General features: G+C 39.0%; 29 protein-coding genes. 17 read left to right on the forward strand and 12 right to left on the reverse strand.

Going from position 1 to position 19,073, the window contains the following annotated elements:
• Window positions 1–4 precede the first annotated feature (4 nt).
• Both ACFIMU_RS00385 and ACFIMU_RS00390 read left to right on the forward strand, forming a co-directional pair.
• The gene (locus ACFIMU_RS00385) at window positions 5–1,387 is read left to right on the forward strand and encodes a Bgr_08870 family protein (RefSeq protein ID WP_375696726.1); all 1,383 of its coding nucleotides are present in this window, start codon (window positions 5–7) and stop codon (window positions 1,385–1,387) included.
• Window positions 1,388–1,396: 9 nt separating this feature from the next.
• A complete protein-coding gene (locus tag ACFIMU_RS00390; protein WP_375608845.1) occupies window positions 1,397–1,609 on the forward strand; it encodes a hypothetical protein in 213 nt (70 codons plus the stop codon).
• A gap of 327 nt (window positions 1,610–1,936) precedes the next feature.
• Here ACFIMU_RS00390 and ACFIMU_RS00395 read toward each other — a convergent pair whose 3' ends face one another.
• On the reverse strand, window positions 1,937–2,116 hold the full coding sequence (locus ACFIMU_RS00395; RefSeq protein WP_375607141.1) for a hypothetical protein: 180 nt from the start codon (window positions 2,114–2,116) through the stop codon (window positions 1,937–1,939).
• Window positions 2,117–2,193: 77 nt separating this feature from the next.
• Here ACFIMU_RS00395 and ACFIMU_RS00400 point away from each other — a divergent pair, with 77 nt between their 5' ends.
• Window positions 2,194–2,490: a HigA family addiction module antitoxin gene (locus ACFIMU_RS00400; RefSeq protein WP_375607140.1), complete on the forward strand. Its 297-nt coding sequence runs from the start codon at window positions 2,194–2,196 to the stop codon at window positions 2,488–2,490.
• Window positions 2,491–2,499: 9 nt separating this feature from the next.
• Here the strand turns inward: ACFIMU_RS00400 and ACFIMU_RS00405 are convergent, their stop codons facing one another.
• The 3 genes from ACFIMU_RS00405 to ACFIMU_RS00415 all read right to left on the reverse strand — a co-directional run bounded on the left by ACFIMU_RS00405 (window position 2,500) and on the right by ACFIMU_RS00415 (window position 3,770).
• Complete coding sequence (locus tag ACFIMU_RS00405) at window positions 2,500–2,886, reverse strand: hypothetical protein (RefSeq protein ID WP_375696727.1); 387 nt, start codon at window positions 2,884–2,886, stop codon at window positions 2,500–2,502.
• On the reverse strand, window positions 2,879–3,130 hold the full coding sequence (locus tag ACFIMU_RS00410; RefSeq protein ID WP_375607138.1) for a type II toxin-antitoxin system prevent-host-death family antitoxin: 252 nt from the start codon (window positions 3,128–3,130) through the stop codon (window positions 2,879–2,881). The genes ACFIMU_RS00405 and ACFIMU_RS00410 overlap by 8 nt, the downstream gene beginning before the upstream one ends.
• A gap of 121 nt (window positions 3,131–3,251) precedes the next feature.
• Window positions 3,252–3,770 (reverse strand): Rha family transcriptional regulator, encoded by a 519-nt coding sequence (locus ACFIMU_RS00415; protein WP_375614645.1) that lies wholly within the window; start codon window positions 3,768–3,770, stop codon window positions 3,252–3,254.
• Window positions 3,771–4,124: 354 nt separating this feature from the next.
• Here ACFIMU_RS00415 and ACFIMU_RS00420 point away from each other — a divergent pair, with 354 nt between their 5' ends.
• The 9 genes from ACFIMU_RS00420 to ACFIMU_RS00460 are packed head-to-tail and all read left to right on the forward strand — an operon-like array spanning window position 4,125 to window position 10,400.
• Window positions 4,125–5,516: a phage tail sheath subtilisin-like domain-containing protein gene (locus ACFIMU_RS00420; RefSeq protein ID WP_375614646.1), complete on the forward strand. Its 1,392-nt coding sequence runs from the start codon at window positions 4,125–4,127 to the stop codon at window positions 5,514–5,516.
• Complete coding sequence (locus ACFIMU_RS00425; protein ID WP_375608785.1) at window positions 5,516–6,022, forward strand: phage major tail tube protein; 507 nt, start codon at window positions 5,516–5,518, stop codon at window positions 6,020–6,022. The genes ACFIMU_RS00420 and ACFIMU_RS00425 overlap by 1 nt, the downstream gene beginning before the upstream one ends.
• 2 nt (window positions 6,023–6,024) lie before the next feature.
• Window positions 6,025–6,285: a phage tail assembly protein gene (locus ACFIMU_RS00430; RefSeq protein ID WP_375696167.1), complete on the forward strand. Its 261-nt coding sequence runs from the start codon at window positions 6,025–6,027 to the stop codon at window positions 6,283–6,285.
• Window positions 6,286–6,317: 32 nt separating this feature from the next.
• On the forward strand, window positions 6,318–6,422 hold the full coding sequence (locus ACFIMU_RS00435) for a GpE family phage tail protein (RefSeq protein WP_375696786.1): 105 nt from the start codon (window positions 6,318–6,320) through the stop codon (window positions 6,420–6,422).
• Entirely contained in the window at window positions 6,419–8,044 is a 1,626-nt protein-coding gene (locus ACFIMU_RS00440) for a phage tail protein (RefSeq protein ID WP_375696728.1), read from the forward strand. The genes ACFIMU_RS00435 and ACFIMU_RS00440 overlap by 4 nt, the downstream gene beginning before the upstream one ends.
• Entirely contained in the window at window positions 7,998–8,489 is a 492-nt protein-coding gene (locus ACFIMU_RS00445) for a hypothetical protein (protein WP_375696729.1), read from the forward strand. Before ACFIMU_RS00440 ends, ACFIMU_RS00445 begins: the two co-directional genes overlap by 47 nt.
• Before the next feature lie 5 nt (window positions 8,490–8,494).
• A complete protein-coding gene (locus ACFIMU_RS00450; protein ID WP_375609588.1) occupies window positions 8,495–8,875 on the forward strand; it encodes a phage tail protein in 381 nt (126 codons plus the stop codon).
• Window positions 8,872–9,096: a tail protein X gene (locus ACFIMU_RS00455; protein WP_375607131.1), complete on the forward strand. Its 225-nt coding sequence runs from the start codon at window positions 8,872–8,874 to the stop codon at window positions 9,094–9,096. The genes ACFIMU_RS00450 and ACFIMU_RS00455 overlap by 4 nt, the downstream gene beginning before the upstream one ends.
• On the forward strand, window positions 9,093–10,400 hold the full coding sequence (locus ACFIMU_RS00460) for a contractile injection system protein, VgrG/Pvc8 family (RefSeq protein WP_375696730.1): 1,308 nt from the start codon (window positions 9,093–9,095) through the stop codon (window positions 10,398–10,400). Before ACFIMU_RS00455 ends, ACFIMU_RS00460 begins: the two co-directional genes overlap by 4 nt.
• A gap of 38 nt (window positions 10,401–10,438) precedes the next feature.
• On the opposite strand, the gene ACFIMU_RS00465 is transcribed toward ACFIMU_RS00460, so the two are convergent.
• Window positions 10,439–10,762: a type II toxin-antitoxin system PemK/MazF family toxin gene (locus tag ACFIMU_RS00465; RefSeq protein WP_375609602.1), complete on the reverse strand. Its 324-nt coding sequence runs from the start codon at window positions 10,760–10,762 to the stop codon at window positions 10,439–10,441.
• Window positions 10,762–10,986 (reverse strand): antitoxin MazE family protein, encoded by a 225-nt coding sequence (locus tag ACFIMU_RS00470; RefSeq protein WP_375609590.1) that lies wholly within the window; start codon window positions 10,984–10,986, stop codon window positions 10,762–10,764. Before ACFIMU_RS00470 ends, ACFIMU_RS00465 begins: the two co-directional genes overlap by 1 nt.
• Before the next feature lie 143 nt (window positions 10,987–11,129).
• Here ACFIMU_RS00470 and ACFIMU_RS00475 point away from each other — a divergent pair, with 143 nt between their 5' ends.
• From ACFIMU_RS00475 to ACFIMU_RS00490, 4 genes are read left to right on the forward strand one after another with little or no spacing between them, the layout of a single operon-like run.
• Window positions 11,130–11,792, forward strand: coding sequence for a lysozyme (locus ACFIMU_RS00475; protein ID WP_375696731.1), 663 nt, complete (start codon window positions 11,130–11,132; stop codon window positions 11,790–11,792).
• The gene (locus ACFIMU_RS00480) at window positions 11,789–12,016 is read left to right on the forward strand and encodes a hypothetical protein (RefSeq protein ID WP_375696732.1); all 228 of its coding nucleotides are present in this window, start codon (window positions 11,789–11,791) and stop codon (window positions 12,014–12,016) included. The genes ACFIMU_RS00475 and ACFIMU_RS00480 overlap by 4 nt, the downstream gene beginning before the upstream one ends.
• Window positions 11,949–12,152: a hypothetical protein gene (locus tag ACFIMU_RS00485; protein WP_375686672.1), complete on the forward strand. Its 204-nt coding sequence runs from the start codon at window positions 11,949–11,951 to the stop codon at window positions 12,150–12,152. Before ACFIMU_RS00480 ends, ACFIMU_RS00485 begins: the two co-directional genes overlap by 68 nt.
• Entirely contained in the window at window positions 12,145–12,357 is a 213-nt protein-coding gene (locus tag ACFIMU_RS00490; RefSeq protein ID WP_375607123.1) for a hypothetical protein, read from the forward strand. The genes ACFIMU_RS00485 and ACFIMU_RS00490 overlap by 8 nt, the downstream gene beginning before the upstream one ends.
• Window positions 12,358–12,639: 282 nt before the next feature.
• Here the strand turns inward: ACFIMU_RS00490 and ACFIMU_RS00495 are convergent, their stop codons facing one another.
• The 6 genes from ACFIMU_RS00495 to ACFIMU_RS00520 all read right to left on the reverse strand — a co-directional run bounded on the left by ACFIMU_RS00495 (window position 12,640) and on the right by ACFIMU_RS00520 (window position 18,429).
• Window positions 12,640–12,918, reverse strand: coding sequence for a hypothetical protein (locus tag ACFIMU_RS00495; protein ID WP_375686671.1), 279 nt, complete (start codon window positions 12,916–12,918; stop codon window positions 12,640–12,642).
• 135 nt (window positions 12,919–13,053) lie between these two features.
• Window positions 13,054–13,401, reverse strand: a complete 348-nt coding sequence (locus tag ACFIMU_RS00500; protein WP_375695861.1) for a phage integrase central domain-containing protein — start codon at window positions 13,399–13,401, stop codon at window positions 13,054–13,056.
• On the reverse strand, window positions 13,398–13,586 hold the full coding sequence (locus ACFIMU_RS00505; protein WP_375687618.1) for a hypothetical protein: 189 nt from the start codon (window positions 13,584–13,586) through the stop codon (window positions 13,398–13,400). The genes ACFIMU_RS00500 and ACFIMU_RS00505 overlap by 4 nt, the downstream gene beginning before the upstream one ends.
• A 696-nt stretch (window positions 13,587–14,282) precedes the next feature.
• Window positions 14,283–15,218, reverse strand: coding sequence for an outer membrane protein (locus ACFIMU_RS00510; protein WP_375696733.1), 936 nt, complete (start codon window positions 15,216–15,218; stop codon window positions 14,283–14,285).
• A 569-nt stretch (window positions 15,219–15,787) separates the two neighbouring features.
• Window positions 15,788–16,060 carry a hypothetical protein gene (locus tag ACFIMU_RS00515; RefSeq protein WP_375607180.1) on the reverse strand — a complete coding sequence of 91 codons (273 nt, stop codon included), beginning with the start codon at window positions 16,058–16,060 and terminating at the stop codon, window positions 15,788–15,790.
• Window positions 16,054–18,429 carry a mechanosensitive ion channel domain-containing protein gene (locus ACFIMU_RS00520; protein ID WP_375696734.1) on the reverse strand — a complete coding sequence of 792 codons (2,376 nt, stop codon included), beginning with the start codon at window positions 18,427–18,429 and terminating at the stop codon, window positions 16,054–16,056. The genes ACFIMU_RS00515 and ACFIMU_RS00520 overlap by 7 nt, the downstream gene beginning before the upstream one ends.
• Before the next feature lie 180 nt (window positions 18,430–18,609).
• On the opposite strand from ACFIMU_RS00520, the gene ACFIMU_RS00525 reads away from it, so the two are divergent.
• Window positions 18,610–18,987 carry a hypothetical protein gene (locus tag ACFIMU_RS00525; protein ID WP_375610650.1) on the forward strand — a complete coding sequence of 126 codons (378 nt, stop codon included), beginning with the start codon at window positions 18,610–18,612 and terminating at the stop codon, window positions 18,985–18,987.
• The last annotated feature ends 86 nt before the right edge of the window (window positions 18,988–19,073 follow it).

The following is a 19,073-nucleotide window of genomic DNA, read 5'->3' on the forward strand; positions in this document are numbered from 1 at the left end:
AGAGATGACAAAAACCAAAAAACTCGACATGGAATTGCCTAAAGAGGGGCGTTTTATCAGTTCTGAATTCCCAATCTTGCGGGAAAATTTGACCAAAATTGATCAAGCACTTGCGGAAGTTGAGGAAAAGGTAAACGAAAAGGCGCCTTTACAGCACACGCATACGATCAACGAAATCGCAGATCTAGAAAGCGCTCTCAATGGCAAGATGGCAGCGGATAAAACCTTTACTTTTGCTGATTTAAGCGATATCGAAGGGGCAAAAGATGCCGCTAACAACTATGTTCTCTATAAATCAAGCAACAATAACTTTACCTTTGGCAGTGCTGTCTCACTGTTAGGCGCGCATCAACATAAAACCGAAGATATCGTGGGGCTTGACGATTTTAGAGCCAAGCTTAACGAAGATCTCACAAGCTATGGGCGCCTCACAAGCCCAAATGAATGGCAAAGTTATAATAAATTTACCAGCAAAGTTAGCATGAGTGGTGGCTTAGAGCTGTTAGGTAATTCATCGTTTAATCTCACCCACAATAATAAAGTTGTGACAAGTCTAAGTGCAAGTGGAAGCATGCTTAGAGGTCCAGCAACTGTTGATGGTAAGGCACTTTACACAAAAGATGAGGCTACCACTGTCCTTCAAAAAATACGCAATGAGATTGCAAAACTGAAAGAAGTTACCGCGCTTAATCCCCTTGAAATCCTCATGACAGAAAGTGGACCCATTCCATTTCCTGATAGTGTTACTAGCTACACCGATATTGAAATATGGGCGTGGGGTGGCGGTGGAGGCGGCAGTAATATAAAAGGCGGTGGTGGAGGTGGCGGCGGTTGCGTACGTATTAAAATCAAAGGATACCAGCTGGGAAACTCAAAAAATGCTCAAATTGGACGTAGTGGGAAAGGCGGTAATAACGAGAGGGGAGGCATAGGTGGTCAAACAATAATTCAGGGACTTCTTACCGCAGGCGGTGGCGGAGGTGGTGGATATTATGGATACGCAACTAGTGGCAGTGAAGGAAGTGCCAACAGCAGTGGTCGCGGCGGTAGCGGTGGCAGCTATTACTCTAGCAATACCAGCGTCAATGGCAGTAGTTCTACTTTCGGTGGCGGGAGTGGTGGTGGCTACGCATACTATAGAAGTAACGACGGCCCCTTTATTGTCTATAAAACAAACATTGGACATGGTGGAAGCTCTATTTATGGTGGCGCTGGTGGTGGTTGCAGTGATGGTATCGCAAAAGGGGGGTACAGTGGGAAAGGCGGCAATGGTGGTGATGGAAATGGTTTTACCAGCGGCGGTGGCGGTGGCTACTTTCCAGGAAAATCTGGTGGAGATGGCGGTAATGGTGGTGACGGAGCAATCTTGTTGAGATTTTTTATCTAGGAGTTTTTTATGAAATATGCAGTTGTTGAAAATGGTGTGGTAACAAATATTATTGTAGCCTCAGAAGATTATGTTCACGCCTTTGATGGTGAGGCAATCCCCTCACGTGAAGCGCAGATCGGCTGGACTTATAAAGACGAAGTGTTCTCTCCTCCCGTGGTGGATGAAGAAACAATGGCAGAGCTTAGCCATAAATCACAAGAAAAAGGTGAAGAAGCTTAGGCACTCAAACAATAGTGTTAATGATGCTTGTTGTATAAGCTGGCTTTGTATGTTTTTAAAATCCCCTTTAAAGCTCTTTCAAAGCCCTTTAAAGGGCTTTTTTGACTGACAGTGTCAGTCTTATGAGAGAGTGTAGATGATTGTTATGGTCTCTTCATTAATGTGGAGAGCAAAATGGCAATAGAATTTAAACTTCGTATTCACTTTATTAAGAATGGCAAGGGATCTAAGTTTTTAGCAATATTTGATCAGACAGCCGTTGGTATGTTTGTAAAATCCTTGATGTTAACGTGCAAATTTATCCCCTCCATGCACCTATTCTTCTCTTTACGCATGAGGTGGAGAAACAGGATAGTGCTCTGTTTCATAAGCTTCAATTAACAAAACAAGAGTTTTCATTCTATCAAATTCTAGAGTATTCTCTTTAGGTTGCTTGTCAAACATTGCAGACACAATTTCTAAAGCTTCTTGGTAATCTCTCTCTGTACAAATTGGTTTGATATTCATTTCTTAAATTACACAGTATTGATGTTATACTGTTTAGATTGTAATGGTTTTTAAGTTAATTGCAAAGAAGACTATCTATGACTATACGCAATCCTAATCGTTGTCCTACTCATCCAGGAGAAGTTTTAGCAGATATTATTCCTGAAACAGGCAAAACAAAGTCAGAAATTGCACAAATGCTCGGTATATCACGCCAACATCTTTATGATATTCTAAATGCCAAAAAGCCCGTCTCTCCTTCTCTTTCGGCTTGTCTTGGCAAAATGTTTGGGAATGGAGCAGCAATATGGTTACGTATGCAAGCCAATTATGATGCTTGGCATGCAGAGCGTGAAACAGATGTTAGCAAAGTTCCGACACTCCATACTGCTTAATTGTATAACTCAGTCTCTAGAAACTTTTCCAAGTGGTTTTATTGTTTTAACTTCTTTAATTTTAAGTGCAATTTTACGCATGAAAGAAAGACTAAAACGCCCTTGTGGTTTTAAATCTTCAAAGTCAAACAAAGATTCGCAAGGAACAACATTAAATTCATCAACACGCACCCAAGATTGCTTTTGCAACCCCGCACGTCTACATTCTATCTCAGGTATTTTTAAGCTAAATTGCAAATTAATAGGTTCTTGAGAAGTGATAGGAAACAAAAAGAAATGGCTTTCAGTTTTAACCATAACACAAGAAGGACGCGCTTTACGTCCCAAATGTTCACCTTTTTGCGCTTGTTCGTGCCATAAATAATAATATTGAACAACATCCCCTGCTTTAAACATGTTCATCACTATTCAAAATGTCATCTAAACCACGATCTAAATCGTCTAATATATTTTGCGGTGCATCTGCGTAAACAAAAGATTGTACACTAGAACGGGATTTTATTAATTCATGATATAAATCAACAGGAAGCATAATGATTTTTTCACGCCCTCGTTTTGTCAAAGCGACAGGTGTAGACATAGCCTCATCTAAAATATCGCCTGCCCCGCGGTTTACATCTGTAAAACTATATTTTTTCATATGCACATCCTATCTTTAATGTATAATACGTATTATACGTACAATATGTATTATGTAAAGATATTTTACGGCATTAACTACCTCCCCGCCTCAAGGCGAGGAGATGAGTCATGTTTTTTACTTAAGCAGCTTTTACAATAGTTTTTCCTAAAACTTGCTTGGCTTCTTCAACAAGCGTTTTATAATGTTTGCTCTCTTCTACTAACGTAAAGGCTCTAACAAGATGCATGTGAAGCGGTCCATAAATATAAACAGCCTTTTCAGTCGCTCCCATTTCATCCCAGTTACTTGGAAAATCAAACCGTGTATCGCGGTCATTATCCATTAACTTGTTTTTTAAATCATAAAAAGCTTTAACAAGGGCTTTTTTAAATGCACGCACCATATCATTGTTGCGCATATAGGTCATGAGTAGAGTTGCTTGCGGTTCATTAAGGATAGCAACTTCTCTCTTTTGTCTTCCGCCTTTTGTCCCAAAGGGTGAGATTTCAAATCCAACCCTTCCAAATTCTTCAAAGTCTTCAATGTTTTGACGTACCAGCTTTATAACTGTAGCGTGGCTATTCCCCACACCACCGGCAATTTTTAAAGAGGTTGTGACAGCAATACCAGCATTGTTGATTGTCACTAAATTGTTCATGGTGAACTCCTTGTTGATTAATGTTTGTTAATGACACTCAATGAAGAATGCCGGGTGCTAACAAACACGGCAACAAGCCCGTCGTTATGCCTTCCCCTAAAAGGGTATTGTATAGCATAACCACACCCGACAACACTATTATACGCTACGCGCATATAATGAGTCAAAGTCTTTAGTCTGCGGAAGATTAGTTATTTCGGCAACCAATCCGCTTGTTGTTTTAAGGTGTTTGTTAGGCACCTTTGTATGAATCTAACGGTTTTAAACATTTTGTCAAGTCGCTCGCAAGAACGGCTTTCGCCTCTCATTTTTTCCATTCATTTCATTAGCCAATATTTCAAAGGAGCATAAAGTATGGCAACAGGTTTTTTACACGGTGTTGAAGTCGTTGAAGTTGACGACGGCACCCGCCCCCTTCGCGCGGTTCAGTCTGCCGTTATCGGAATTGTTGGCACAGCACCCGATGCCGATGAACGAGCATTCCCCCTCAACACACCAGTTTTGGTAGCCGGCTCTCTTTCACAAACCGCAAAACTGGATACAACAGGTAAACGACGCGGCACTTTACCCAATGCCCTTGATCTTATTTTCAAGCAAGTGGGTGCCATTGTTGTTGTCGTACGCGTGCAAGAAGGTGACAACGAAAATGCAACACTCACTAATATTCTAGGGGGTGTGAACGCAAATGGTGCTTATGAAGGCGTCCATGCTTTGATTGGAGCACAATCCATTGTGGGACAAACACCACGCATTCTCATCGCTTCAGGCTTTACACACAAACGCCCTATCAGTCTTAGCAAGATTGATGTGACGAACCAAGGAAGTGGTTACACTCAAGCAACAGTTAAAATTGCCGGCGGTGCAGAAGCAGAAGCAATCCTGAAAGATGGAAAAGTAACTTCTGTTGTCATTAAGAACGGTGGCTTTGATTATCACAGCGCCCCAAATGTGACGATTGAAGGAGATGGCACTGGAGCGACAGCCAAAGCCGAAATCAGTGCAACCTCTAATCCTGTAGCAGCAGAACTGATTGGCATTGCAGAGCGTTTGCGCGCCATTGTGGTGCTTGATGCACCCAACACAACAGATGAAGCAGCTCTTAGCACAGCAAAGGATTTTGATTCAAAACGCGCCATTCTCATTGACCCGTTTGTAAAGGTAAATCGTGATGGAAAAATCATAGAACAGCCGGCAAGTGCAGCGGTTGCTGGTGTCATTGCCAAAACAGATTTTGACAACGGTTTTTGGCATTCTCCTTCCAATAAAGTGATCAATGGCATTGTGGGAACTGCACGCCCTATTGATTTTTCCATTGGGGACAGATCGAGCCGTGCCAACCTTCTCAATGAACAAAATATCACAACAATTATCCGTGAAAACGGCTATCGCCTCTGGGGCAATCGCACACTCTCAAGCGATACAAAATTTGCTTTCTTATCGGTGGTGCGCACCGCAGATATGATCAATGATGCTATTTTGCGCGGACATCTATGGGCTGTCGACCGCAATATCAAAAAAACCTACATGAATGATGTCAGTGAAAGCGTCAATGCCTATTTGCGTGATTTAAAAGCACAAGGCGCCATTCTTGGTGGGCGCTGTACGCCTGATCTAGAGCTTAATACAGCAAGCGCCATTGAGAGCGGCAAAGTCTATTTCAATGTCGAATTCACCCCCACAACACCTGCAGAACATATCACGTTCCGTTCACGCATTGTGAATGATTACTTAGAGGAGATCTTTTAATGACCGTACCTGTTTTACCCAGAGTCTTGAAATATTTTAATATTTTTGTCGATGGTATTCCCTATCAGGCAAAATGTGAAAGTGTCACCCTACCGAATTTGAGTTTGGTTGTTGAAAGTTATCGCGGGGGTGGCATGGATAGCTCCATTGAAGTTGACCTTGGTCTTGAAACCCTCACGCTTAGCATGACCATTTCTGATTGCTCTCCAGAGTTGATGGCACTGTTAGGGCGCACCGATGTCAACATCTCATTGCGCAGTTCAATGCAAGCTCAAGGCACCCCCGCAGAAGGTGTTGTCATTACCATGAGAGGGCTTTGCAAAGGCTTTGAAATGGCAGAATGGCAACCGGGAGGAAAAGCAACTTCTACGGCTACATTCACATTGCAGTATTTCAAATATGTCCAGAAGGACGTTGAAATCGTTGAGATAGACGTCCTCAACTTGGTGAGAAAATTCAATGGTGTCAATCAACTCGCAGACCATAGAAACAATTTAGGATTATAAAAATGACACTACAAAAAAATGTTACATATCAATTGCTTGAACCTCTCACATTTGAAGGAAAAGAGCACACCACAATTACCTTACGGCGCCCCAAAACAAAAGATTTGCAAGCAATCGACAAAAAAGAAGGTATAGAGCAAACAATCACTATGATCGCACGCCTTTCTGAATGGCCGCATGAGGTTATCAGCGAACTCGACATCAATGATTTGACAAATATTGGAGAGATCTTGGAGTCTTTTATCAAACGGCGGGAAACCTAGACTGGGAAACCGCCGCAAAACTCATAGCCGATATTACCATTGTGTTCCATTGGTCCCTTTCAGACATGATGGAAATGGAACCACAAGAACTCATATTCTGGCGAAACCAAGCAGCAGAAAGGTGTAAGACAAAATGAGTGAAAAAGTTGCTGATGCAAAGGTAAAATTGTCTCTTGAAGATAAACTCACGGCACCTCTCAAACGTGTTCAAAAACAATTCGATACATTGTCAAAAACACTCTCACATAGTTTGGGTATTCCGCGCTTTTCTGCTGCTGTCAAAAACATGACAAAAAGCCTTCATGGCGTTCAAAGTGCTCTTGGAGTGGCGGCAAGTCGTGCTTCAGTCTTTACCGGTGTCTTAGGGCTTGCCGGGGGTGGTCTTGTGGCAAGTGTGACCGCCCTCACCATGAAAACCATGCATCTGGGAGATAGTCTTTATCACGCATCACACCATTTAAATATGAGTGTTACGGCACTTCAATTATGGGGTGATGCAGCCGATAATTCAGGCACTTCTGCCGAACTTTTTCAACAATCCTTAGCGGTTTTAAATAGGCGTTCGGCACAAGCCTATGCTGGACAAAAAAGAGGCATGATGGGCTTTGAAGCACTTGGCATTTCTGTCAAAAACACTTCTGGAAAACTCAAATCCACTTCTGTCTTGTTAGAAGAAATTACCGACAAGATGAGTAAGATGAAAAGCCAAGCACAAAGACAGCATATTGCCGCTCTGCTGTTTGGGGGTGATGGTAAAGAAATGGCGACCATGCTTGCACAAGGCATGGCGCCTATCAAAGAACTGTTTGCAAAGGCGCGGAAAGGAAAATGGCTCATAGGCGCCGATGTTGCACGCTATGCAGCAGATTTGAGTGATAAGCTTGGTGCTTTTAAGAAAAAAATAGGCGGTATCGCGAGCTTTATTGGCGCCCGTTTTATGCCCGTCATCAATGATATGATTGACGGTTTTTCAAAGTTGATTGATGAAAACCGTGATCTCATTCAAACAACCGTTGCGAGCTGGGCAAAAACCTTAAAAAAAGTTCTTAATGATTTGCTTAATCCTACCTCTGATTTAAGAAAAAGCATCAGTGATCTCACAGAGAGGATTAAAGGCTGGTTCCAATGGCTAGAGCCATTGATTGGTGAAATAACCCTCTTTAAGGTGGGGCTTGTAGCTCTTGGTTCCTTCATTTTTGGTCCACTCATTGCCGCATTAGCAGCCGTGGGAACAGCGTTTGTTAGCCTTGGTATCACAATTATGACGACACCTATCGGTTGGTTAATGGGTGGCATTGCAGCGCTCTTTGTCCTCTATCAATATTGGGACAAACTCAATGGTTGGGTAGCAGCATCTTTAGCCGCGGTTGGGGCAGTTCTTGTAGCGTCACTTATTCCAGCAATAACCGCCGTTGGTTCTGCTTTTATATCGCTTGGTATTGCCATCATGACAACCCCCATAGGCTGGATAATGGCTGGTATTGCAGCTCTTGTTGCTGCCGGATATCTGCTCTACAAACATTGGGATACAGTCATAAGCTTTATAAGCAAGTTATGGGATTCTTTTTACAGCTTATGTAGTAATGTTTTCAATAACCTCTTGACGTTCTTTAAAAACTTTTCACCACTCTCTTGGATTTCGAAAAAAATCAATGAACTCATTGAATGGCTGTTTGGTGTCGATTTAATGGAAGTAGGCTCCAATCTTATTAATGGGCTTTGGGAGGGCATCAAAAAGCAAATGGAATGCTCTGTCTGAATGGCTTAGCGGCATGATGAGTAAATTAACCAGTTGGATGCCTAATTGGATGAAAGAAAAGTTAGGGTTTAATGTCTCAATAGACAAAACTTCAACGAAGACCATTAAAACCTTTACCGAAGAAACTAATACACGGGCAAAAAGAATGCTGGATACAGCAGTGGTTACAAATACCCCCCCTGAAAAACGCAAAAGTGGCTTTAATACAAGCGTAGTCGAAACAGGACAAATGCAGGCTACAAATGCAAAAGTGGGCGCCTTCAAAGCTCCCAAGCCCATTACCGTTCATAAGCCGGTAGAAGTAGATGCCCGCGTGATGATTTCAAATTTAAATATTTCTGTCCCCAATGGTCTCAAGGACGAAATCAGAGACGCAGTCAATCAAGCCCTTGAACGCTATGCCAAGCAGCAACGCTTGGCTATAGCCTCTAGCCTTTCGGATTAAGCGCCATGATGTTAGCTTTGGGTGGTTTTATCTTTTCCATTGAAACAGCTGCTTATCAAACCCTTGACATGTCTTATGGCATTCCATGGGTCGAGCAAGGGCGATTGGGGCGCAAAGCAGCGCTTCAATTGCCTGCTGTGGCAAATGCGGAATTTTCTTTAACTGGGGTGATCTATCCAGATTTCAAAGGTGGTCACAGACAGCTCGAATATTTACGGCAAATGGCACATAATGGTCCTCACATTCTTGTGACCGGTCAGGGGAAAATTTTAGGCAAGTTTGTCATTCTTTCTGTAGAGGAAAAACAAAGCATTTTTCACTATAACGGGTCCCCCAAAAAACAAGAATTTACGATAAAGTTGAGAGAATATGGTGAAGAGCTATGAGTGATCTTTACGTAACAAAAGAAGGCGATATGGTTGACGCCATTTGCTGGAGATATTATGCCAAGGGTCAACAAGCCCTTGCTGTTGAACGCGTTTATGCAGCGAATTTTGGACTTGCAGACTATGGACCCATTTTAAAAGCAGGTATCACAATACTCTTACCAACCCTCCCCTATCCTAAAGCCACACCGGTGATTAGAATTTGGGGTAGCCAGTCATGAAACCTTTTTGCACAGTGATAGCAAATGGAGAGGACATCACAAGAACGCTGATGGACTATGTTTTGTCGATTGAAATTACCGATGAAGCAGAAGACAAAAGTGACCGCATTACCATAGAGCTTGATGACCGCGCCCGTGACAGTGATAACGGCTTTCTTGATATTCCTCTCATCGGAACAATCATTTCTGTCACACTTGGCTATGAAGGCGGCAAAAACCGCGATATGGGAGCCTATCTAATTGATGAAATCTCTGTAAGCAGCCCTCCACAAAGTTTAAGCGTGACAGGGCGCACCGCCTCTATGAATACGTCTTATAGAACACCCAAAAGCCAATCCTATCACCAACAAACCCTTGGCAGTATTGTTCAAGAGATAGCAGAGCGCAATGGCTATACACCAAAAGTTGACCCTGCTCTTGCTAAAATTGTTGTGCGTCACATTGATCAAACTTCTGAAAGCGATATGGCTTTTGCCACGCGCCTTGCAGAAGACTATGATGCGGTAGCAAAACCCGTTGATGGCAAGCTTGTTTTGGCTAGACGGGGGGAAGGCAAAGCCATCACTGGTGAAACACTCCCCGTTGTTATTATCCATGAAAAACTCTGTACCTCTTGGGATTTTAAATACAGTGCGCGTGATGAAGCAGGAGCAGCAAACGGCTTAGCAACAGAGGCAGGAGATGATCAAAAAGCCGCCGCTGATGCACGAGAGCCAGAGGAAATTGAAGAAGGCGAAGATGTTATCCATATGGACGAAAATGACGCCCCCAATTTGCCTAAAGTAGAGACGGAAGCCAAAACACCTGAAAATCAAGAGCAAGAAGAAGAGAAAAAAGGCGGTGTTATTGCAAGCTATCATGATATTCGCACTGGTGAAAAAAAGGAAGTCAAAGTTGGTAAAGCACCGTTTCATGAACTCAAATATACCTACCACAATCAATCAGAAGCTGTTGCAGCCATTGCGGCTTATCGCAATAAATCATCGCGTGGGAAATCTTCTTTCTCATGTGATATTGGTGGTGATCCCTTTGTACAAGCGGAAGCAAAGCTTGTTCAGGAGCCCCCTTTCCGCCCCTATATTCCAGCAGAATGGCGCATCAAAAGCGTTAAACACAAACTTGATAAAACGGGTGGTTACACCACAAAAATAGAGTGCGAACTTTTTGATGAAGCCCAAGAAGACACAGCTGGAAACGTTGCAAACACTACACCAGACAAGGACGATACCCTTGATCCAAACGCTCCACCAAACGCATGCAACGAAGGCGAAGGCGTTATCCATATGGACGAGGAAGACAGATAAACAAAGCTATTTTATGATGATAAAAAGAAATCCAATTTTTATTTTACTATTCCTAAAAATACAGCCAAACAGCGTTCAATTTCTACCATTTTATCTGCATGAATGGAGCCGAAAGCTGGACTAACTTTTTCACATCTTACCGTCATAATCTTATCAATCATGACTTGCGAAGGTTTTTGCAAACCATTTTTAGCGTTTGGCTGAATCGTAATGCGGAGTAATGGCGCATCAACAAGTGTACTAGTAATGGGTAAAACCGTTACACTTGTATGCTCACTGAATTGATTAGCTTGAATGATTAACGCAGGTCTTGGTTTACCAAAATCGCCTTGCATAGCTATTGTGACGAGAGATCCACGCATCATTCTGTCCAGCCATCAACATCCATTAAAGATTGATCCATTAACAACTGCATAGATGTATCTGTTTTATCCACTTTTGCGACTAAGCGACATTGGCGTCGGCACTCTTCTGCAAAGTTCGGTTGGCGAGTATCTGGTACCCAAATTTGCATTAAACGCAAACCTGCTTTTCTTTGTGCGTTGCGATGTTTTTGAACGCGTTCATTGACGTGCATTGTAGCCATAACAAAATCTCCATTATGTTTCATGTAACGTATAACATAGAAAAAAGTTACATGAAACACTACTTTTAATAAAACGCAATAATTACAATTTTAATCTATCAATCTGCCCCACCTTTTGTGGGGCTTTTTTATAGGAGCAATACATGAGAACAATATCACCAGAAGGGTTAGCACTGATTAAACAATGGGAAGGTTTACGTCTCAATGCCTATAAAGATGCCATTGGAGTGTGGACCATTGGTTATGGACATACAAACAATGCTGGAAAACCTTTTGTTCATAAAGGTATGGCAATCACTGAAAAACACGCAGAAGAACTTCTTTGCCAAGACTTAAGACAATTTGAAAATGCCGTTGAACAAACCGTTCAAGTTTCCTTAACGGATGAACAATTCGCGGCGTTAGTCTCCTTTTGCTATAATGTAGGGACAACAGCTTTTTGCAATTCGACCCTATTAAAAAAACTCAATAGTGGCGATTATGAAGCAATCCCAACCGAATTACAGAAATGGACCAAAGCCGGTGGTAAACGCTTGCAAGGTCTTGTACATCGGCGTGCAGCAGAAGCAGGCTTATGGGCGAAAGGTGCTTTTGTTTCCTCTAACTACCAAACCGTAGAAACGCAAGCACCAACGGGGGGTTTCAAAGCCGAAGCCCTTGCACCAGTTATTGGTTCTTTTTCAGGGCTTGGTGGTTTATTGGCAGGAAATGGTCCAGTCCAATGGGCGCTTGCCACTATCATGGTTTTAGCCGCATGTGCTGGCATTTTCTTTGTTGCTAAACGTTTTCAGGAACACCGCCTATGATCTTATGGATGAAAAGAAATCTGCTGTTAATAGGCGCGGCTTTAGCCGCTTTTTTTATGGCTTTGGCAATAGCTTTTACCCTTGGAAAAAAGGCAGAACAGCAAAAGCAAACAGAAAAAACCTTAAAGGCAGCAACAACACGTCTGGAGGTGGAAAGTGAAGTTAATCAAAAAAGTGATGCTGATGTGCGTGCTGCTCTCTCTGATTGGTTGCGCGACAAATAAGTATATCTCTTGTGTTGGTTGGTTGCCAATTTATTTAGAGAGGCAAGATGTCAACGTCATCAGTTCCAATTTAGCAAGAGAGATCTTAAAGCATAACAAGCAGGGCGAACGTGTGTGTGGGTGGAAACATGGCTAGGAAAAGAACACAAGACGATATAGAACTTACAGAAGGAGAAAAAGAAATACTTCAAGAAATTATCATGACCTACAAAAGTATAAAAGTGATGTCACGTTATACGAAATGGATTGTACTCATTATACTCTTATTAGCACTTGATTTTTCACGTATTATGGACGCATTGGTAAGTATTTTTACACAAAAACCAAATATCCGACTCTAAACATACTCTGAGACGCGCGAAATTCTTTAGAAAATGGTTTCTTAATTTTGCTCGTCTCATGGAGGTGATAGATAATGTCATTGCACATTATAAAACAGTGGCTAACCAAAAACTGAAAGCTTTACCCCCTCCCCGCTTTTAAAGCAAGGAAAGAGAGATTATATCGTAATCTATCCGCTAATCGCTTAAGTGTTTCTTAGACATCTGACGCGACAATAGACATAACAATTATCAAGCCCCTCCAGATATAAAAGACGCCCATTGTTCTAAGAGGACACGGCGCTATTCTAAAAAATCCGTCCGCATGTAAGCCTTTGTCACAGAATTCCTAACTGAATACGCAAGAACAGATTCTGCAACTTCAAATGGTGTTGACGTTGTCTCTGCTATACAGTCCCGCAGAATCGATCTGAAACCATGAAGTCTATAATTAAAACCTTTGTCTTTCATAAATTTAGAAAGTGCTACATCAGATATAGGCTTTCCAAAACTCTCAACAAATAAAAAACCATTTTTTTGCTTTTTCAATAATAACAAGCGCTTCAGCTGTAAGCGGGACATGAAAATCAGAAACCTTTCCAACAATTCTCTTCATATTTTCTTTTAGGATAATCCATATTGGTCCATAAATCTCTTCTGATCGAATATGCCTGATTGGCATAAAACAAAAAACCGTCAAAATAAGAATTTTTAAGGCTAGATGTGATACAAGCTCATCATTTTAAGATTGAAAAAACTTAGACATTTCTTTCCATAGCATTGCTGGAATATTTTGGGTATTTTGAATAACTTTCCTAATAAAGCTTTTGCTTTTGGTATCAATTGCATATCCACATCTATACCAAGTGCCGCCGCATGTTTTATAGCTATATTCAAGCGGGATAGAGCTTTACTTGCTGTTTCGTTTTTTGTCTTCCAAATGGGAGAAATGCATCCTTTTATATCAATTTGCGTCAGTTCAATGATTAGCGTATCACCAAGTTTAAGAAAAACATGTAACTCAAGAGGTGTTAACCAGCTTGCTGCTTTTCCTTGATTTTTCAATTCGTTTTTTTCGCTTCAAAAGTACTAGAGGCATTTTCTCGTAAAGAAATACCCACCTGCCCGACGCAAATTTTCTTTTTTTTTCGCCGAATTGGATCAATTCTTTGATCTAAAAGATCACGACAGGCTAAAGCTTTGAACAGTGCTTCTTTTAAAGATACATTGCGACAAGAGCCTAATCCCATTTCTCATCGTCTTTTATTGAGGTCAAACCTAAAAACCCATCATCCTTGATCTGGTGTAGTTTTGATAAGCCATAAACCAGCTCTGTCAGCATATTTGCCTTTAGATAGATTTTTACAGATAAGACAGACAGTCTATCACGTGTTTTTATTCTGCAAACCACCTTTTGAATTGCGCTTGGAGCACTTTCATCTGGTGCCAAGATTATATATAAAAAGCAATTTAATAAAAAAATAAAAACAATTAATTATTAAATAGAAAAAAGATAAACTGCGCTATCAGGTGATATTATAGAGAATTCTAAGGAAAAAAAATTGGTGCACAAACGTGCACGCCGTCCACATCACTCTATATGAATTTTCTTTATTTTCTCATTACTTAGATAGTAAAAACTCTCTTTAAATTTACTGTTTGCAATTCTATAACGATACTATGAATATGATAACTGTAATAATATGAAAGACGAAGCAATCCTTCTTGGCTAACAAATGTTTCAACCACACCTCGTAAACTAAAAATTTTTTATTCTTAACAGTTAAGAATCTGAGTAACTCTTCCTTACTTCCTCATCCTCACTTAAAGTCAATGCTCCCTTTTTTCACCATAAAATAGTGTTTACAATGCATACAATTTAAAAAAATAAAGACCCTATCAAAGAGATAGGACCTTTTAAATTTAAGCTTCTTTATCCTATAAAACTAGAATTTGTAAGCTATTCCTGCGCGAAAATCATTCGTCTTATACTTAACTTCAATCTCGTCTTTAAATTTCTTTTTACCAAAATCTGAGTAACGATATTCCGCACGTAAAACAAGATTATCTGTCATTGCAAAATCAACACCACCACCCAGAGTGTAACCAATCATCATTTTTGTAGCATCCGATGTCCTGTTAAAAAGCTCAGATCCCGTAATGACTGTCGACAAAACATCTTGAAATTGTCCATAAGCGACACCACCAGCAATATAAGGCATCACACGATGAGCAGAAAACCCAACACGCACCCTTGTGGCTCCAGTCCATTTTTGTTTAAAAGTATGATTAAAAGTTAAGCTATTCTTTTCTTCTATAGTCTCTGTACCAGAGCGAGAAAAGCTAGTCCCCTGCCCTTTGTCAAACTGTGCCCTTTTATAACTTTCTTTCTTTTTACCATTTTCTTCAGTACCAGCATCAGTTCCAGTACCAGTATGAGTTCCTTCAGGACTCGAACCACCAGCACTCGATTCATCTGCATGAAATCTTGTTTTTGTGTCTTTTTTTTCCGTTAAAATGATATCCGTATCAATCCCCATAATAAAATTATTACCGAGATCAAAATTAACACCCGCATAAAAACCACCTATAAACCCAGAAAGATCGGGCATATGCTGTTTCTCGATGGGTATCCATGATTTACTTTTACTCTCCTCATCAGGATAGAGAGGAATATCAACATAAGGCGTTTTTGCAGAAATTTTACTTGAAAAGCCTCCAACTTGCCCCCCAAAATAAAAACCTGACCAAGAAAAAAGTGAAGAAGAAGCAACTTCTGAAGCAACATGTACAGACTCTTCAGGAACTACGACATCTGCAGCCTGTACTATAGAAGATGAAACCAAAGAAAAAACAGATGCTGTTATAAATTTTGTATTCATAAAATTATACCCCATTGCTAAATTTAAATATAATTAAAAATCACATTTAGAAAAACAAAGTTTTATAAAATTTTATACCAAAAAACCGCATGCACTCCTTTACATTTACATTTAAATATACCACTACTAAATACATCATTACATCAAAATTGAATTTTATCAAATAAATTTTAATAACTATTAAAATAGTATAATAATGAATACTTTAAATGACAAATCTTTAATAAAAATGTCTATTATATTTTTAAAAATGAGAAAATATAACACATTTTTTATCCAAATTACCGCATAAAAAATCATAAAATAGAATATTTCAAAGCATTTTTTCATGAAAAAATTCTGAAATGATGTAATTATTGTTAGCACATTGATATTTAATTAAAAATATTATAAATATAAAATAGTATAAAAATACCTCTATATGCTTACATATAAGTAGATTCTATGTATATAAAAAACTACATCTATCTTACACTGAAATCATAATACTACTTTTAAAGTATGAGATTATTAACAGGCGCAATATCGTTATCTTTCTAGAGATTATCTCAAAAAAGTCCTCAATCACTTTATTTAAAAATTGCTCTTCCCCTACTGATTTCTATATTATCATCTGCTTTTATTGCAAAACGGTCTTTATTAGGAAAAGTTATAAAACATCCTTTCATACAAATTGTAATTGTTTGATGCGTATTTAAAGAAATTTTTAAAGGTACACTTCCTTCAACAATAATGAGAGAGTGTATCTTTAAATCAGTATTTTTCACTGTTGCAGCAAAAGCTGTTATGGTAAAAATACTTAATAGAATAACTGTAGTAAAAATATAAGTATATTTCAGCATTCTAAGATTCCTTCCTCAGCAAAACGCTTATATAGGCTAAATCGAAGAGCATTGGTTACATGAGAAGATGAGGTAATATTAGGCACATAAATAGCCAAATTAAAGGAAAAACTCTTACGATCAAATGCTGTAAAACTCACCTGTGGGATAGGATTTTTTAAAACGCCTTCTGTCGTAGAAGCAATCTCTAATAAAATTTCAGCAACATGCTCTGGAGCAACCTTAGATGATACAGTAACTGGTACATCAATTCGTCCTACTTTATTACGTCGTGTCCAATTACTAACGTTGTTATTAATAAGGCTTGAATTGGGAATAATAATCGTCTTACGCTGAATGGTCTCAAGTTCCGTTGCACGCACACTAATACGCTTAACAACGCCCCCTACTGATCCAGATTCTATATAGTCTCCTATTTTAAATGGTCTTCCAACTAAAATAATAAGTCCAGAGACAAAGTTTTGGACAATATTCTGTAAACCAAAACCTATACCAAGTGAAAGTCCTCCAGCAATAAGAGCGAAATTTCTAAGATCCAAACCTGCCATTGATAATCCGGTCAAAGCAGATACAACAACGCCTCCATAACTTATCACTGTTTTGATAGAATTACGTATACCAGAATCGAACTCTCCATGAACCAACACCACATTATCTAACCAACCAATAAATCTTCGAATAAGAAACCAGCAAACACAAAAAGAAATAATTCCTGTTACAAGAGAAATCAAAGAAAGACTAATATTTCCAATCTGAAAACCGGTCACCGATTGCCACAAAACTGCTTTTAAATCAGAATAGGAAAATCCAAACTGTACAGCAATGGGCATTGCACAAAATATAACAACAAATAAATTGAGAAAAACGCCCACAAAAATTCCCAATTGATTCATTGTTTTTTCTTCTAAATGAAACCTCTGCATCAAAAGATGACCAACCGTTGTTTTCATAAATTGGTCTTTAGTTCCAAGTGCTTGAGCACTTTGTATTCCTAAATACATGAGAACTAAAAATGCTCCATCAATCATAATTTGCTGCGTAATAAAACGCGCAAGTCCAACATAACCTAAAAAATTCAATACAAAGAGCAGTAACCCCAAGCCAATAAGAGGAATGCGTATATAAAATGGCCAAAAGTATGGCTCTTTTTTTTCTTCTTGAACACGCCTAGGTCTAAACCGCAAAGGTACAAATGATATTATAAATAGCAATATCGCTACAAGAAAAACAGCAATAAAACTTTTAGCAATTGTCAAAGATAGAGGCGCTGAAATGATTTGATAAATACTATCAAGAACAGCGTCAAATGCCAAAATACCCCCTAAAGAAGTGAGTAAAATCACTAATTGATAAGCAGACGATGGTGCAATACTGAGAAGACGCACATGGGGCCGATTCGATGATAGAAGAACAACAGCTAATCGATTGATTAAAAATAATAAAATAATTTGACAACCTATCATATCAAAAACTGTTGTAAGCTTACCTGGATCTAAGTTAAAACTACGAAACAAAAACAACACAAGATAAACGCAAAGAATACAGATAAGTGAAGGTAAAAGAACTGAAATAAAGGCGATCAATAAGCGTTGTAAATAAGATATTTCCTCATTAGACTTCGTAAAGTGGCAATACACATGAACAAGAACTTTTTGAGAAAAATACGAAAGTCCTAAAGTAATAAAAAGTGGAATTAAAAAGCAAAGAACTAGTTGTAAAAACTTGAAGTAAAATATAAAATTCCACCAAGAATTTAACAAAACAAGAAAATCTGATGAAGCCTCTTTTGTTTTTTGGGCGAGATGTTTAACCATCGGAATCGAAAACTCAAGCCTATACGTAAGCGTGCGTTTAAAAAGCTCCCGAGATTGAGAAATAGAAAGTTCCGCTATTCTATTTGCCGCTAAGAAAATTGCTTCAAAACGAAGCATGATACTGTTAATTTTAGCTTTTTGCTCTATCAAATAGGAATATTCCTTCACTGAGCTTTTCAGTTTTTTTATGTCACGATGGAGCTCCATTAATTGATCAAGAAGTGTATTAATCTCATTAAGAGGAGGACGCAAAACAAATGCTGCCTCAATAGCACGTTCACTGATATCTTGTGCACGTAACCGTAATTCTTCTAAAGCACGCTCATCTTCTGGCTTTCTGTCAAAATCTCTTTTTAAAGTTTCAGTATTTTCTTCAAGAGTCTCAATAATCAACTGTTGTTGTTTAATAATTTCATCAACTGAATAAGAATCTATCGTTTGTTCGACAATTGTATTTTGTGCCCCCCTATTCCCCCATGCACCAGAATTAAATACAAAGATAATCCCCAAAAGAAGGAAAAGTATGAGGATGCTTTTTCTACAAAATGAATACATATCTACCTTATTAATACAAAAGGGATTTTATTTTTCTTTTTTAAATATGGTATAAAGTAGATATTTTCAACTTTTATAGAATAATCTTATAAAAGCTTTCCCTTATCCTATAATACTGATAATAAGATAAAAGAATGATAAATAAGCTGAACTCAATAAGATTAAAGAAGGCACTCTAGCATGTTTTTTTTGCACCTTTATTGCAAAAAAGAAGATTTTCTTCCTTTGACAACCTGGATTTTTCTATCCAGTTTAGGTGTATTCTTGACGAACAACCTAGAAACGCGTGCTTATTTAATCAAACAATCGCACACCAATAATGTCATTAAAACGAATAGATTTGATTTACATCATAAGTGTGATCAGGTGAATGTTACCACAACTGAAAACAAAAAACTTGTAACACTTCATACAGAATCTATTTTTATCAGGACCTTTCAAAAAATCCTAACATTGGATTTCTTTTTAATAAAGATTCCAGCTGTTGACACACGATTTCGTAACGTTAAAACACAATATTTCTCAAATAAACGCGCTCCTCCCAATGAACACACTTAATTCTCTTCCTTGAATATAAAAACGATCATCTTATTTTAATTGTGCTTTTAACTTTGAATAACTGTTAGATTGCCTATTTACGGAAT

It is taken from the genome of Bartonella sp. AC70YNML (assembly GCF_042196545.1).
In the GTDB taxonomy this organism is placed as follows: Bacteria; Pseudomonadota; Alphaproteobacteria; order Rhizobiales; family Rhizobiaceae; genus Bartonella.